This is a genomic window from Actinomycetospora sp. TBRC 11914, from assembly GCF_012933465.1.
GTDB lineage: Bacteria > Actinomycetota > Actinomycetes > Mycobacteriales > Pseudonocardiaceae > Actinomycetospora.
The window spans coordinates 497,639-512,815 of the sequence record NZ_JABBND010000001.1; the positions used below are offsets into that span (position 1 = coordinate 497,639).

General features: G+C 74.0%; 14 protein-coding genes. 4 read left to right on the top strand and 10 right to left on the bottom strand.

Translation table 11 applies throughout. The features are described from left to right. Positions 1-591: 591 nt before the first annotated feature. The 6 genes from HH311_RS02405 to HH311_RS02430 all read right to left on the bottom strand — a co-directional run bounded on the left by HH311_RS02405 (position 592) and on the right by HH311_RS02430 (position 6,800). Positions 592-741 (bottom strand): hypothetical protein, encoded by a 150-nt coding sequence (locus tag HH311_RS02405; RefSeq protein WP_169181961.1) that lies wholly within the window; start codon positions 739-741, stop codon positions 592-594. A gap of 656 nt (positions 742-1,397) precedes the next feature. Then, positions 1,398-1,994 (bottom strand): TetR/AcrR family transcriptional regulator, encoded by a 597-nt coding sequence (locus HH311_RS02410; RefSeq protein ID WP_169181962.1) that lies wholly within the window; start codon positions 1,992-1,994, stop codon positions 1,398-1,400. 9 nt (positions 1,995-2,003) lie between these two features. Beyond that, positions 2,004-3,059: a maleylacetate reductase gene (locus HH311_RS02415; protein WP_169181963.1), complete on the bottom strand. Its 1,056-nt coding sequence runs from the start codon at positions 3,057-3,059 to the stop codon at positions 2,004-2,006. Beyond that, positions 3,056-3,934, bottom strand: coding sequence for a dioxygenase (locus HH311_RS02420; protein WP_169181964.1), 879 nt, complete (start codon positions 3,932-3,934; stop codon positions 3,056-3,058). Before HH311_RS02420 ends, HH311_RS02415 begins: the two co-directional genes overlap by 4 nt. A gap of 53 nt (positions 3,935-3,987) precedes the next feature. Further along, on the bottom strand, positions 3,988-5,772 hold the full coding sequence (locus HH311_RS02425) for an FAD-dependent monooxygenase (protein ID WP_169181965.1): 1,785 nt from the start codon (positions 5,770-5,772) through the stop codon (positions 3,988-3,990). Positions 5,773-5,918: 146 nt separating this feature from the next. Then, positions 5,919-6,800 carry a polysaccharide deacetylase gene (locus HH311_RS02430; RefSeq protein ID WP_169181966.1) on the bottom strand — a complete coding sequence of 294 codons (882 nt, stop codon included), beginning with the start codon at positions 6,798-6,800 and terminating at the stop codon, positions 5,919-5,921. A 366-nt stretch (positions 6,801-7,166) separates the two neighbouring features. On the opposite strand from HH311_RS02430, the gene HH311_RS02435 reads away from it, so the two are divergent. After that, positions 7,167-8,804: an MFS transporter gene (locus tag HH311_RS02435; RefSeq protein ID WP_312029892.1), complete on the top strand. Its 1,638-nt coding sequence runs from the start codon at positions 7,167-7,169 to the stop codon at positions 8,802-8,804. A 21-nt stretch (positions 8,805-8,825) separates the two neighbouring features. Beyond that, on the top strand, positions 8,826-10,028 hold the full coding sequence (locus HH311_RS02440; RefSeq protein WP_169181967.1) for a cytochrome P450: 1,203 nt from the start codon (positions 8,826-8,828) through the stop codon (positions 10,026-10,028). A 9-nt stretch (positions 10,029-10,037) separates the two neighbouring features. On the opposite strand, the gene HH311_RS02445 is transcribed toward HH311_RS02440, so the two are convergent. From HH311_RS02445 to HH311_RS02455, 3 genes are all read right to left on the bottom strand, one after another. Further along, positions 10,038-10,445 carry a PPOX class F420-dependent oxidoreductase gene (locus tag HH311_RS02445; protein ID WP_169181968.1) on the bottom strand — a complete coding sequence of 136 codons (408 nt, stop codon included), beginning with the start codon at positions 10,443-10,445 and terminating at the stop codon, positions 10,038-10,040. 82 nt (positions 10,446-10,527) lie between these two features. Beyond that, entirely contained in the window at positions 10,528-11,301 is a 774-nt protein-coding gene (locus HH311_RS02450) for an ABC transporter permease (RefSeq protein WP_169181969.1), read from the bottom strand. After that, complete coding sequence (locus tag HH311_RS02455) at positions 11,298-11,999, bottom strand: ATP-binding cassette domain-containing protein (RefSeq protein WP_312029893.1); 702 nt, start codon at positions 11,997-11,999, stop codon at positions 11,298-11,300. The genes HH311_RS02450 and HH311_RS02455 overlap by 4 nt, the downstream gene beginning before the upstream one ends. A 162-nt stretch (positions 12,000-12,161) precedes the next feature. On the opposite strand from HH311_RS02455, the gene HH311_RS02460 reads away from it, so the two are divergent. Together HH311_RS02460 and HH311_RS30850 are read left to right on the top strand one after the other, a co-directional pair. Next, a complete protein-coding gene (locus HH311_RS02460) occupies positions 12,162-13,532 on the top strand; it encodes an NAD(P)/FAD-dependent oxidoreductase (protein WP_169181970.1) in 1,371 nt (456 codons plus the stop codon). A gap of 508 nt (positions 13,533-14,040) precedes the next feature. Further along, the gene (locus HH311_RS30850; RefSeq protein ID WP_211189477.1) at positions 14,041-14,373 is read left to right on the top strand and encodes an antitoxin; all 333 of its coding nucleotides are present in this window, start codon (positions 14,041-14,043) and stop codon (positions 14,371-14,373) included. Between the two features lie 92 nt (positions 14,374-14,465). Here HH311_RS30850 and HH311_RS02470 read toward each other — a convergent pair whose 3' ends face one another. After that, the gene (locus HH311_RS02470) at positions 14,466-15,167 is read right to left on the bottom strand and encodes a M24 family metallopeptidase (RefSeq protein WP_312029894.1); all 702 of its coding nucleotides are present in this window, start codon (positions 15,165-15,167) and stop codon (positions 14,466-14,468) included. Between the last annotated feature and the right edge of the window lie 10 nt (positions 15,168-15,177).

A 15,177-nucleotide genomic window follows, 5' to 3' on the forward strand; every position in this document is an offset into this window, starting at 1 on the left:
CGCGAGCTGAAGATGACAGGTCGCTGACCCTCTCGTGGGTGGCGACGAGCGCCACAGCCGGTGCCTTGGGAGCACCAGCTGCGGCGCTCTACTGCGCCGAAGGTATGCATCAAGCACGCCGTCGAGCAGTGTGCCCCGGACTCTTAGCAGGACCCTGGGACGACGCTCGACTCTAGACCTCTTGGCAAGCCCCCAGCAGGGCTAAGCCGGATGCTCTCGTGCGCGACGGGTCTTGATCTGGCCCCGCTCTGACTGCAGCCCTTCCATCGGACCTCCTGCGGTCCGACCAGCACGCACGTCGACGAGTGGTCGGCGATGCATCCGTCTTTGTCAGGACGTCTAGCCGCCCTTAGGCGGCTAGGTACTGCTCTTGGGAGCCCCAGTGTTGTCTCCAAGCCTCGTTCAGCTCGTCAGCGTCCATCCAGTCTCCTTCTTCTTCGCAGTAGCCGCGCTCGTGTACGCCGTGCGCGGCGTGCTGTTGCCCGTCGCCCTCGCCATCTTCATCGCGATGGTCCTTGTGGGAGGCGTTACGTTGATCGCGGCCCTGTAGCTGGCGGCTGGTCCGGTCCCGGTGGCTGGACCAGCTCTCTCTCAGTCGACGGATGGACAAATCGGCCGACGGTGCTGATGGGCGAGCGCAGCGAGCACCTTCTTCCGGACCTTAAGACCATGGGTGCTCGACGTCGTCGGCATCTCGTCGAGCACCTGCTCCGAGGCGGGCACCTTGAACGGCGCCAGCACCTCGGCGCACCACGCCCGCAGGTCGCCCGGGTCGGCGACCCCGTCCTCCAGTCAGGAACCCGACCGCCACCGTCGCCCCGTCGTTCCCCTCGACCCCGTCGCTTTCGCCGTGTGCACCGCCGGGTGCGCCGCGAACCGGACCTCGATCTAGGTGGGGTCGACGAGGAAGCCGCGCAGCCGCATCGCGTCGCCAGCTCGCCATCGGTGTCGAACGCCGGCTCGAGCAACACCGAGGTGGCGGCTGTCTACGGGTCGTCGGAGGGCCCCGCGCCCCGCGAAGGGCGACACGGGGTACGGCGGCGTCGTCGTCCCGGTCCCGATGGTCATGTCCAGCACGGTGCACCGTGCGCCGGCGATGCGCGAGGGCGGCCCCGGCACCGTCGAGTGGACCTCGAAGGTCACGGCCGCAGCCATGCGAGCCCACTCGGGAGCGGGCGGCCGGCTACGGCACCCGCCGAGTGGACCCCGAGGGTCACCGCCGCAGCCATGCGAGCCCACTCGGGAGCGGGCGGCCGGCCACGGCACCCGCCGAGTGGACCCCGAGGGTCACCGCCGCAGCCATGCGAGCCCACTCGGGAGCGGGCGGCCGGTGCGCTGCGCGCTCGTGAGCACTGAAGGTCGGTATACAGACATGTCGCTATACCGACCTTTAGTGCTCACAAGCCGGAGGCACCGGGCACGTGCGCGCGCCACCCCTGCTCGAGCAGCACGAGGATCCGGTCGAGCGCCGCGACGGGGTCGGGCTCGCCGGCGAGGAGCCCGAGGGACTCGAGGGCGAAGTGGGCGAGCGCCCCGCACGTCGTGGGGTGCACGCGGTCGCCGCACTCCGCGACGATCGCCGCCGTCAGCGCGGCCTCGTGCCGCAGCCACCGCCGCCGCGCGTACTCGCGGAGCGCCTCGGAGCTCTGGACGAGGTCGAGGAAGCGCCGGACCTGCGGGTCGTCGGCGTCGAGGGCGGCGACCACCCCGCGCAGGTGGGCGTGCAGGGCGCCGACGATCCCCTGCCCGGCGGGCCGGTCCCGGACGGCGGCGACCAGCGCGGCCCCGGCGTCGCCGTCCTCGTCGAAGACCAGCGCCTCCTTGCCGGGGAAGTGCTTGAACAGCGTCGCGGTCGACACGTCCGCGGCCTCGGCGACCTCGCGGACCCCCACCGCCTCGAACCCGCGCTCGGTGAACAGCTCCAGCGCGGCGTCGGCGATCGCACGGCGGGTGGCCGCCTTCTTGCGCTCGCGTCGTCCGAGGGGCTGGGCCATCCCGGCAACCTAGCCGCGCCGGGCCTCCTCGAGCAGGGTCCGGACGTCGGACGCCGTCGGGACCCTCGGGTGCGCCGGCGGCGGCGACACGGCCCGCTCGGCCAGCACGTCGAGCTGACTGGTCCAGCTCCGCTCCTCGTCCGCGCCCAGCTCCGCCAGGGTCGTCGGCGCACCCAGGTCCGCGAACGTCCGCCGCAGCACCGCCACGGGCTCCCCGCCCAGCGCCCGCTCCAGCGCCGCGGCCGCCTCGGGTGCCGCCGGGAGCGTCCAGGCCAGAACGTGGGGCAGCAGCACGGTGTGGGTGCCCGCGTGCGGCAGGTCCAGCCCGCCGCCGAGCACGTGGGCCAGCCGGTGGTGCAGCCCCATCGTCGTCACCGCGAGCCCCGCCCCGGCGAGCCACGCGCCGTAGAGCAGGTCGGCGCGGGCGTCCGGGTCGGCCGGCGCGGCCGCCACCCGTGGCAGCGCGTCGACGAGCGCCCGGGCCGACTCGGTAGCCTCGAGCCGTGTCACCGGCGTCGCGTCGGAGGCCCACAGCGCCTCGACGGCGTGCGCGAGCGCGTTGCCCGCGCTGGTCGCCGACGTCGCGACCGGCAGCGACGTCGTCAGCTCCGGGTCGTACACGACGACGGCGGGTCGCACCCGCTCGTCCCGACCGGTCGTCTTCACCCCGTCCTCGGTCCGGCCCCAGACCGGGGTCATCTCCGAGCCGGAGTAGGTCGTGGGCACGGCGACCAGCGGCACCCCGGTGTCCCGGGCGATCGCCTTGCCGAGCCCGATCGCCGAGCCGCCGCCGACCGCGACGCACCCGTCCGCGCCCAGCTCCCGTGCTCGGGCGACCCCGGCGTCGGCCACCTCGGCCGGCACGTGCTCGACGGCGTCGGGCAGCACCCCCGCGCACCGCTCCCCGAGGGACCCGGCGGCCCGCTCCCCCAGCGCCTTGCGGCCCGGGGTGGTCACGACGACGACCCGGCGCGCCCCGAGACGCGCGACCTCCTCGCCCAGCTCGGCGAAGCGGCCGGCGCCGAAGACGACCCGCGTCGGACGCGGCAGCTCGGTGAACCTCACCGATCGGCCCCCGCGGCCGGCTGCAGCACGACGTCGAACCGTGCCCGGCGGAACGGGTTGGGCAGGCCCAGCCGTGCGGCCGTCGCGGCGTCGTCGGAGGGCGCGAAGTCCCGCACCAGCGACTGCTTGACGGCGAACACCGCGTCGGAGTCGAGGTAGGCGCTGCCCTGAACGAACACGTGCGTGGTCACCGGCACGTAGCCCGGTGCCTCGACGATGAAGTGCACGTGCGCGGGCCGGTACGGGTGGCGCTTCGTGGCGGCCAGCAGTGCGCCCACCGGCCCGTCGGTCGGGATCGGGTAGTGCGCCGGGACGATCGAGCGGAACCAGAACCGGCCCTCGTCGTCGGCGGTGAACAGGCCGCGGCCGTTGCCGAGCGGCTGGGCGTCGGGGACCTGGACGTCGTAGTAGCCGTGGTCGTCGGCCTGCCACACGTCGATCCGCGCTCCCGGCACCGGGCTGCCGTCCGGGTCGGCGACCGAGCCCTCGATCAGGCACGGCTCGCCGGTGCCGACCGAGTCGATGGTGTCGCCGAGGGCCCGCTCCGGGCTGCGCACCACGTGGAACGGCCCGAGCACCGTCGACGCCGTCGCGTCCTGCGCCTGCCGCTGCGCCTCCATCGTCTCGACGAGCATCGAGGCCCCGAGCACGTCGGAGAACAGGATGAACTCCTGACGGTGCTCGTCGCACTTCTGCCCGATCGCGGTGAGGAACTCGATGCCCCGCTCCCACTCGGCGATGCTCGGGCGGGTCTCGCGCAGGAACCCGTGCAGGTGGCGCACGAGGCTCTCCACCACCTCGCGCAGGCGCGGGTCGGGCGTGTCCGCGAAGCTCGCGAGCACGGCGTCGACGGAGTCCTTCTCACTGAAGTCCATGGGGCCCTCCGGGCCATGTGAACGAATCTGGTCGTCCTGACGACCAGATTCGTTCACGTGCGCGACAGCGCTCGGTCGAGCGTGGTGGTCAGGGTGGTGGCGGGGTCGGCGGGCAGGGTGGCGAACCGGGCCGCGACGTGGTGGTCGGGACGGACGAGCACCGCGCCGGTGTCACCGATCCCCTCGGCCTCGAGCAGCGCGGCCCAGTCACCGTACGGGTCCTCCACCGCCTGCCCGGGCCCGACGACGACGAGGGCGACGAGTCCCGACGCCACGTCGGGCGCCGCGCCCCACCCCTCGCCGCCCGGCGCGGTGAAGAGGGTGAACCGCCCGTGCCCGGCCAGCTGGATCGAGGAGACCTCCCGCCCGGGCAGGGCCAACCACGCGTGCGGCAGCCGGGCGCCCGGCGTGGTCGACGGCGCGTAGGTCAGCTCCGGGTCCTCGACCGCGGCGAGCGGGTCCGGGGCGAGGTCGTCGGGCACGACGGCGCCCGACACGTAGCGGTGGTTGAGCTCCACCCCGTGGGCGTCGAACTCGTAGGCCTTGAACCGCACCGCCTCGCGCAGCGCCCGCCGCTGCTTCTCCGCCCCGGCCCCGGCGTGCTTGCGCGCGTCCATGTTCGCGCGCATGACGTCGGGGGCGTCGGTCCCGCTGACCCCGAGCGCGTCGAAGATGCGGCCCGTCTCGGCGATGGAACGGTTCGCCCGGTCCACGACCTGCCGGCCGATCGGGGCACGCTCGGCGCTGTAGGAGTCGAGCAACCCCGGTCCGGCGTCGCCGCGGAGCACCAGCGCGAGCTTCCAGGCGAGGTTGAACGAGTCCTGGATCGAGGTGTTCGAGCCCAGCCCGTTCGACGGCGGGTGCCGGTGCACGGCGTCGCCGCCGCAGAACACGCGGCCCGCGCCGTAGTGCTCGGCGGCCATGTGGTTGACCGTCCAGGCGGAGCTGCCGACGATCTCGACGTCGAGGTCGTCCACGCCGACGAGCCGGCGCACCAGGCCTTTCGTGAACTCCTCGGAGAGGTCCGGTGGGCCCTGCGCGGCGTCGTAGCCCCAGACCGTGAGCCACTCGTTCCACGGGCGCACCATGCGCACGAGGCCCATCCCGATGCCGCCGACGTCGGAGCCGGGCTGCAGCACCCAGTAGAGGACGCTCGGCCGGTGGGCGACCCACGGCGAGAGGTCCGCGCGGAACACGATGTTGAGCGAGCCGGCCACGCCCATCTCGCCGCGCATCGGCAGCCCGGCGGCCTCGGCGACCCGGCTGCGCCCGCCGTCGGCGCCGTAGAGGTAGCGCGCCCGGACGTCGTACTCGGCGCCGTCGTCGGACCGTGTCCGGTCCCGGACCGTGACGGTCACCCCGTCGTCGTCGACGGTGTGGGAGACGTACTCGGTCCCGTAGCGGACCCGCGACCCCTGCGCCGTCGCGGCGTTGACCAGCACCGGCTCCATGAGGTTCTGCGGCATGTCGCAGACGCGTCCCGGGCTCGCCCGCACGTGCGCGGCGTGGGTGTCGGGGTCGGTGCCCCAGGAGCGGACGCGGCCGAGCTCCTCGCCGGCGATCGCGGTGCAGAACGTCGTCGTGCCGATGAGGTGCTGCGGCGTGGCCTGCGCGATCACCGCGTCGGCGACGCCGAGGTCGTCGAGCACCTCCATCGTGCGCTGGTTGGTGATGTGCGCGCGGGGCTCGGCGGCCAGCGAGTCGTAGCGGGTGACGACGAGGTGGTCGACCCCCGACCGCGCGAGTGCCAGGGCCATCGCCGCGCCGGCGGGCCCGCTCCCGACCACGACGACGTCGGTGGTGACGGCGGGCGGGCGGGATGCGACGGGCTCGGCCATGGCGCTCCTCGGGGTCGGCGGCGACCGCCTCATCCTGATCCTCGCCGGACGCCGGGGGAAGAGGGTCGCTGAATATTCAACGACGTCCCGCGCCGGGCTCGGCGACGCGCCGGTCGGCACGGCGCGGCGCCGAGCCACACCCGCCGTCAGGACCGCCGCGGCGACCTCCGCAGGAAGTCCTGCGCGATCTCGTCGAACGTCAGCCAGCGGGCACCCTCGTGCGAGTTGATGTACTCGATGAGCCGCTCGTGCATGAGCAGCACCTGCGGGCGCCCCGAGACGTCCGGGTGGATCGTCATCGTGAACACCGCGTAGTCCAGCTCGCGGTGGACCCAGTCGAACTGGTCGCGCCAGAGCTGCTCGATGTCGCGCGGGTTGACGAAACCGTGGGAGTTCGGGCTGCCCTTGACGAACATCATCGGCGGGAGGTCGTCGAGGTACCAGTTCGCGGGCAGCTCGACGAGGTCGGTCTCCTCGCCGCGGCGCAGCGGCTGCATCCAGTCCGCGGCGGACGCCGACAGGTCGATCCTGGTCCAGGAGTCGCCGACGCGCACGTAGTAGGGCGTGAAGTCGTCGTGCATCAGCGAGTGGTCGTAGGTCAGCCCGCGGTCGAGCAGCAGCTCGTTGGTGATCTCCGAGAACTCCCACCACGGCGCGACGTAGCCGGTCGGGCGGGTCCCGGCGCGCTTCGTGATGAGCTCGATGCAGTGGTCCAGGACGTCGGACTCCTGCTGGCGGCTCATCGCGATCGGGTTCTCGTGGCTGTACCCGTGCACCCCGATCTCGTGGCCGGCGGCCACGCACGCGTCGAACTGCTCGGGGAAGGTCTCCACGGAGTGGCCCGGCCAGAAGAAGGTCTGGCGAATGCCGGCGCGACGGAAGAGCTCCAGCACGCGCGGCACCCCGACCTCGCCGGCGAACAGGCCGCGGGAGATGTCGCCCGGCGAGTTCTCCCCGCCGTAGGACCCGAGCCACCCCCCGACGGCGTCGATGTCCACCCCGTAGCTGACGAGGATCTCCTTGGGCATGGGGCGGCCTCCCTGTCGACGCTGACCTACCGGACGTACGTGTCGGTCCGGGCCAGCTTGGACGACATCCGCGCCACGGGGAACGACCGCGCGGTGCGCTCGAGCTCGGCGGACCCGCGCCACCGCGCGACCGTCTCGACGGCGTCCCGGAGCCGCAGCGCGTCGTCGCCCGACGGCGGGGCTCCCGGGCCCGCTCCGACTTTTTCTGGCAGTATCTGCCATTATTGCTCGGTCGAACCGGACATCCCTCCCGGAGCTGCCCCATGCCCCCCGCGACCACGCCGACCCGGTCCCCCGCCTTCGTCGCCGCGCTCGCCCTCGCCGGCATCACGGTGTCGCTGCAGCAGACCCCTCGTGGTGCCGCTGGTGCCGCAGTTCCCGCGCCTGCTCGGTGCCTCCGCGGCCGACACGGCGTGGATCGTCACCGCGACGCTCCTGACGGCGGCCGTGGCCACACCCGTCGTCGGGCGCCTGGCCGACATGGTCGGCAAGCGCCGCATGATGTTCTTCTGCCTGGTCATGCTCATCGCCGGCTCCGTGGTGGCCGCCCTCGCCGGCTCCCTCGTCCCGTTAATCGTCGGACGGGCGCTGCAGGGACTCTCGACCGGACTGATCCCGCTGGGCATCAGCCTCATGCGCGACGAGCTGCCGCCCGAGCGGCTCGGGTCCGCGACCGCGCTGATGAGCGCCTCCCTCGGCGTCGGCGGCGCGCTCGGTCTCCCGCTCGCAGCGCTGGTCGCGCAGGCCGCGGACTGGCACGTGCTGTTCTGGGCCGCGGGCGGGCTCGGGGTCGTCGTGCTCGTGCTGGTGGTCGCGCTCGTGCCCGAGTCCGCGCAGCGGGCGGGCGGCCGGTTCGATGCCGTCGGCGCCCTCGGGCTCGCCGTCGCCCTGGTCTGCCTGCTGCTCGCGGTGTCCAAGGGCTCGAGCTGGGGCTGGGGCAGCCCCACGACCGTCGGACTCGTCGTCACGGCCGTCGTCGTCGCCCTGGCGTGGGGCGCCTGGGAGCTGCGGGCGCCGCAGCCGCTCGTCGACCTGCGGGTGAGCGCCCGACGGCAGGTGCTGCTCACCAACCTCGCGTCCGTCGTGTTCGGCTTCTCGATGTTCGCGATGTCGCTCGTCTACCCGCAGCTCCTGCAGCTGCCCGCGAGCACCGGGTACGGCCTGGGGCAGTCGATCCTCGTCGCCGGGCTCGTCCTGGCCCCCGGCGGGCTCTGCATGATGGTGATGTCGCCGGTCTCGGCACGGATCAGCGCCGCCTCGGGCCCGCGGACCACGCTGATGGTCGGCGCCGTCGTCGTCGCCGCCGGGTACGGGATCGGCGCCGCGTTCCACGGCTCGGTGTGGGAGCTGGTCGTCAGCTCGGTGGTCATCGCCTGCGGCATCGGGCTCGCCTACGGCGCGATGCCGTCGCTGATCATGGCGGCCGTGCCGGTGGCGCAGACCGCCGCGGCGAACAGCCTGAACAACCTCATGCGGTCGTTGGGCACCTCTTTCGCCAGCGCGATCGCGGGCGTCCTGCTCGCCTCGCTGGTCTCGGCGGCCGGCGTCCCCACCGAGGCGGCGTTCGTGCTGGTCATGCTGCTCGGCGCGGCCGCCGCGGTCGTCGCGCTGGTCATCATGGCGTTCGTGCCGCGGCGCCCGGCGGCGGACGCCTCGGCCTCCCCGGTGCCGAACCCGATCCCGGAGCGCGCCGACACCGCGCCCATCCCGACGGCGGCCGCGCCCGTCCTCGTCCGCGGGGTGGTCCGCCGCGGGGGCGCCCCGGCGACCGGAGCGACCGTGACCGTCGTCAGCGACGCGGCGGCCCAGCTCGGCCGGGCCACCGCCGGCGCGGACGGGCGCTACGCCGTGGTCGCCACCGGCCGAGGCCGCCCGTACCTGCTCGTCGTGCGGGCGGACGGGGCGTCGCACGCGGAGCACCTCGGCGGGCAGGGGCCGCTGCTCCGCGACCTGGACCTCGAACGGCCCGCGCCGGCGCCCCGCTCCCCCGCCCCCGTCGCCTGACTTCCCACCACCGGAGGAACCGTGAGCGCACCCGCCGACCCCCGCCCGATCACCACCAGCCGCGACGGCTTCGGCCCCGCGCCCGACGTCGTCGCCGTGCGGGAGGGCGAGGGCGTCGTGCGCGTCCCGACGCCGTTCGGGCCGCCCGCCTGGTTGCTGACCCGCCACGCCGACGTCCGGCGCATGCTCGGCGACACCGACGGCTTCGCCAACGGTTGGACCCCGGCCGACCTCGGGCAGGGCGAGCACCGCGACCCGCGGCAGCTCTCCGGCGAGCGGGCCGGCAACCTGCTCGCGCTCGACCCGCCCGACCACACCCGACTGCGGCGGCTCCTCACCGGCGAGTTCACCGTGCGCCGGATGCGCCGGCTCGAGCCGCGCATCGCCGAGGTCGTCGACGACCACCTCGACGCCCTCGAACGCCAGGGCCCGCCCGCGGACCTGGTCGCCGGCTACGCGCTGCCGATCCCCTCGCTGGTGATCTGCGAGCTGCTCGGCGTGCCGCTCGCGGACCAGGACGAGTTCCAGACCCGCACCGCCCGCCAGCTCGACACGACGCTGCCCGAGGAGCAGAAGGTCGCGCTCGCGGCCGAGGCGCTCGCCTACATGCAGGGCCTCGTGGCCCGGGCCCGCCGCGACCCCGGCGAGGATCTGCTGGGCATGCTCCTGCGCGAGCACGCGGACGACCTCGGCGACGACGAGCTGGTCGGCGTGGCGAACCTGCTGCTCGTGGCCGGGCACGAGACGACGTCGAACATGCTCGCCCTGGGCACGCTGGCCCTGCTGCGCCACCCCGACCAGCTCGCGCTCGTGCGCGACGAGCCCGGGGCGGTCCCGGCAGCGATCGAGGAACTGCTGCGCTGGCTCGCGATCGTCAACTCCGGCTCACCACGCCTCGCCCGCGCCGACGTCGAGCTCGACGGGGCGCAGATCCGCCGCGGCGACCTCGTGGTCTTCAACCTGCCGGCGGCCAACCGCGACCCGGAGCTGGTCGCAAACCCGGAGCGCCTCGACGTCGCCCGCGAGGCCGTCCCGCACCTGGCGTTCGGGCACGGCATCCACCACTGCCTCGGCGCGCCGCTGGCGCGACTGGAGATGCGGGCGGCGTTCCCGGCCCTGCTGCGGCGCTTCCCGGGCCTGCGGCTCGCCGTACCCGACGACGAGGTGCGGTTCGCCTCGCACCGCGCCATCCACGGGCTGGTCGAGCTACCGGTCACCTGGTGACCGGGCCGCTTACATCGGGGTGAGGCGCAGCACGACACGGGTGCGCGGCGAGGTGGAGCGGCGCACGAAGCGCTCGGCCTGCTGGAGGAGCCGGATCCCGCCGAACTCCCAGCCGTACTTGGCGCGCAGGAGGCGCTCGGTGAGGTCCACGCCCTCGGCGGACTCGTCGACGACGGCCGTCGCCGGCACCACGGGGGTGCCCTCGGCCACGCGGCCGCGGCGGTCGCAGGCCCGGAGCTCGACGTGGGCGTCGCGGCGGATGCGCCCGACCTTGCCGCTCTCGGCGACCGTGTAGACGACGAGCGTCGCGCCGTCGCGCACGACCCAGACCGGGGTCGCCACCGGCTCGCCGGTGCGGCGGAACGTGGTGAGCGAGACGAAGCGCTCGTCCCCGAGCGTCACGAGTGAAGCGGTCACGTCATCGCTCGTACCCGCGTCCTCGTCGTCACGCACGGCAACGATCCTCACACGGCGGCGTCGATCACAGTCGATCAACCGCTCACGACGCCGCGCGGGCCAGCCGCACGAGGCGGTGGTCCGGGGTGAAGAGCCGGCGGGAGAGCCCGAGCGCCATGACGGTCGTCGTCGTGGACGCCGCGGCGAGGACGAGGAACATCACGACGATCTGGACGAGCACCGCCGACACCGGGTCCGCCCCGCCGAGGATGAGCCCGGTCATGGCACCGGGCAGGAACACCAGCCCGGTCGCCTTCGTCGTCTCGATCTGCGGGGAGAGCGCCGAGCGCAGCACCCCGCGCACGTAGGGGCGGGCGGCGTCCCGCGCCGGCTGGCCCAGCGCCAGGCGGGCCTCGATCTCGTCGCGCTTGTCGGTGAACTCCTCGACCATCCGCCGGCCGGCCAGGACCGTCGCGGTCATCGCGTTGCCGATGATGAGGCCCGCGAGCGGCACCAGGGTGCGGGCGCCGAGCGGGAACACGCCCAGCCCGAACAGGACCGCCAGCGACAGCGCCGTCGCCACCACGAACGCGGTGAGCGCGAGCGGGACGATCCGCGGGACGCCGGGCGCGCGCTGCTTGGCCGTCCACGCCGCGTAGCCCAGCATCGCGGCGACCCACAGCCACGACCACCACAGCGACGTCTGCGGACGCAACAGCAGCACGAGGATCCCGCCGACGAGCAGGAGCTGGACCCCCGCGCGCACCGCGGCCCACACGATGCTGCGCTCGAGGCCGAGGCCCCACCACAGCGACAGCCCGGCCGCGACGGCGACCAGGATCAGCGAGAAGGCCGTCCCGGCCCAGTTGACGGTCACGCCTGGTCCTCCAGCTCCTCCAGGTCCTGCGCCCCCCGGGGCCGGACGCGGCCCTCGGCGACCTCGAGCACACGGTCGGCCACCCGGCGGACCTGCGCGGCGTCGTGGCTGACCCACACCACGGTCAGCCCCGCGGCCGCCAGGTCGGCCACGGTCCGCTCGAAGGTGCGGGTCGGCTCGGCGTCGAGGGCGGACGTCGGCTCGTCGAGCAGCAGCACCCGGGGCTCGACGACGAGCGTGCGGGCCAGGCACATCCGCTGCAGCTCGCCGCCGGAGAGGGTGTCGGCGTCGCGGTCGAGCACGTCGGTCGGGAGCGACACCCGCGTGAGCAGGTCGGTGAACCGGTCGTCACCGGCGTCCGGGGCGGCCACCCGCAGGTTGTCCCGCACGGTGCCGGCGAACGGCGTGGGGCGCTGGAAGACCATGCCGACCTCGCGGCGCAGCGCCAGCGGGTCGAGGTCGTCGAGCGGGGTGCCGCGGTAGCGGACGACGCCCTCGTCGGGGACGTCGAGGCGGTCGAGCAGCCGGAGCAGGGTGGTCTTGCCCGCTCCGGACGGTCCCCACAGCACCGTCGTGCCCGGCACCGGGACGTCGGCGTCGACGGCGTCGAGCACCGCGCGCGGTGGCCCGCCGTCGGGCGCGGGCCGGTGCACCGTGACGCCGCGCAGGGTGAACGCGGGCGCATCGCTGTCCTCCACTCGGGACTCCCTACCCCGGCGCGGTCGCGCACATGCCGGGCCCGGACCGCGCTCCGTGGAACGGCCCGCCGCGCACCGAGACACGGTCGTCACGCGAACGACACACGGACATCACTCCGCGCCGTTCCGTGGCCACCGACCGTTGCGGCACCCTCTGGCGACATGGACGTACCGGGGACCGACGGCCGACGCGACGGACAGGGCGACCGGCCACCGCGCGTGGTGATCATCGGGAGCGGCTTCGCCGGGTTCCACACCGCGCGCTCGCTCGCGCGGCGGACTCGGGGCAGGGTGGAGATCGTCGTGGTGAGCCCCACGAACTACTTCCTCTACCTGCCGCTGCTCCCCGAGGTGGCGGGCGGGATCCTCGAGCCCCGGCGCATCGCGGTGGCGCTCTCCGACGCGCTCCCCTCGTGCGTGCACCACGCGCCGGGCGAGGTGGACGCCATCGACCTCGAGGGCCGCGAGATCGGGTGGCTCGACCCCGAGGGGGTGTCGCACCGCACCACCTACGACCGGCTCGTCCTGGCGGCGGGCAGCGTCCACAAGGTGATGCCGATCCCCGGCGTGAGCGAGAACGCGGTCGGCTTCCGCGGCGTGCCCGAGGCCTTCTACCTGCGCGACCACCTCGTGCGGCAGATCGACCTGGCCGAGATGTGCGACGACCCGGTCGAGCGCGAGGCGCGCTGCACCTTCGTCGTCGTCGGCGCGGGCTACACCGGCACCGAGGTCACCGCCCAGGGCCAGCTGTTCACCCGGGCCCTGGCGCGCAGCCGCGGGCTCGACCCGGACGACATGCGCTGGGTGCTGGTCAGCCGGAGTGAGGTCCTCGCCGGGCTCGACGAGCACCTCTCCCGCACCGCCGACGCGGTCCTGCGCCGCCGCGGCGTCGAGGTGCACACCCACACGACGATGGAGGAGGCCGGCGACCGCAGCGTGCGCCTGAGCTCGGGGGAGTCGATCCCCACCCGCACGCTGCTGTGGTGCGTCGGGGTGCGGGCCGACCCGCTCATCGAGAACCTCGACATCGAGCTGGACGGCGGCCGCGTGGTGGTGCACGAGACGCTGCAGGTGCCCGGCCGCCCCGAGCTGTACGCATGCGGCGACGTCGCCGCGGTCCCCGACCCGAGCCGTCCGGGCGAGCACACCGCGATGACGGCCCAGCACGCCGTGCGTCAGGGCGCGCTCGCCGGGCGGAACCTGGCCGCGTCGCTCGGCTACGGGTCGGTCCGTCCCTACCGGCACCGCGACCTCGGGTTCGTCGTGGACCTCGGCGGCTTCCAGGCCGCCGCCGCGCCGCTGCACCTCCCGCTGTCCGGGCTGCCGGCGAAGATCGTGACCCGGGGCTACCACCTCGCGGCGATGCCGGGGAACCGGCTGCGCACCGCCGTCGACTGGGCGCTCGAGGCGGTCCAGCCCCGGCAGAGCGCGCAGCTCGGTCTGGTGCGCTCCCCCGCGATCCCGCTCGACACCGCCTCGCCGGAGGTCCCCCAGCACCACCTCGGTTTCCCGCACGCCTCCGCGGAGAGCTGATCCGATTCCGAAAGACAATGGCGACACCGGCGGTACCTGTTCCACTATTCCGGAAGGCGGGATGCGGGAGAGATCCCGCATTTCCGCCGGGAGGGCTCGACCGAACGGTCACCCAGGGTGCACGGCCGTCCGGGCGAGGCGTTCGCCCTGATGGCAGGGCGTCGGCGGTGCACAGTGCGCACCTCCGACGCGCTTACCATCTTCACAGCAACGGCCCTTGTTGGGCGGTCCGGCGAGGAATATGGTGGTTCGTGTAGCCGGGCAGCAACGTCTCCCCCCGACGAAATCCGGGTCGACCCCCCAGACCCGGAGGTGTGCTGCCCGGCTACACGCACGTCTACATGGTCGGTGAATCCGGAACCATTTTCGAGAAATGGTGTCCGTTCGGCTCGTGCCCGATCGTTCGGTGTCCGGAGGACCCGGATTCGCCCCGGAGGGTGGATCGGGCCCGGATCGTGGTACCCAGGAGGGGTCCGCTCCCCCGACCCGACCGGATGAGGTGCACCTGATGGCCCTGATGCGTCGCGTGGCCGCCCTCGGAGCCGCCGTGGCCGCGGCCCGGCAGTACGCCCGCCAGAACCCGGAGAAGGTCAACCGGTACGCCGACCAGGCCGCGGAGTTCATCGACCAGCGCACCCACGGCCGCTTCCGCCGCCAGCTCGACACCGCGCTGCGCCAGGTCCGCAAGGAGACCAGCGTCCCCGGACAGGCCCGGTTCGGCCCGAGCCAGGCCGGCCAGTACGGCCCGCAGCAGTACAAGACCGGCGGGGTGGGCGGCACGGCCGGCGCCGACGCCGGGTTCGGTACGCAGCGTTACCCCAGCGAGCGCACCGACCGGTAGTCGCGGGGCCCGGCCGCGTCCCCGGCCAGGGGCACACCACGCACCCGGGCAGGCCGCGGCCCATGCGCCATGTGCCCTCGGGGCACCGGCGGTCAGCTCAACAGCTGCTCGAAGAACGCGCCGATGCGGTGCTCGCGGTCCACGAGGTGCACCTCGAGGATCCAGTGGCAGCGGCGCCCCGCCGCGTCGACGGCGCGGTGCATCGGGGTGTGGTTGCCGGGCGTGATGTAGCTGTGCAGGCGCTCGGCGTCGATGAGCTCGTGCGGGAACTCGCCCACGAGGTGACCGCTGTGCGGGCCACCGAACTCCCACCCCGCCTCGCGGGCCAGGTCGCACACGTGCGCGTAGAGCTGTTCGCCGGTGACGTCGGGGTGCGCGTCGAAGTACGAACGGCCCGCATCCCACACCCGGGGTAGGTCGGCGGCAATGCGGTGCTTGCGCGGGTCGTCACCGAGAACGAAGGTCCGCCCGACGTCGGCCTCCCACGCCGCGAACACCGGCCCGAGGTCGACGAACACGATGTCGTCCTCGTCGATGCGCCGGTCCGGCGGGTTCTCCGCATAGGGCTGCAGCGTGTTCTCCCCGGAGCGCACGACGCGCTTGTGCCAGTGGCGCGAGGTCCCGAACAGCTCCGCCCCGAGGTCGCGCACCGCCCGGCTGACCTCGGACTCCCACCGGCCGGGCGCGATGAGCCCCCGCCGGTCGACCTCGGCGAAGAGCTCCGCCGCGTGCCCCTCGGCCTCCACGAGGCTCCGGGTGCGCTCGTCCTCGTCCAGCGTGCCGGTCGCGTCCACCTCCCGATCC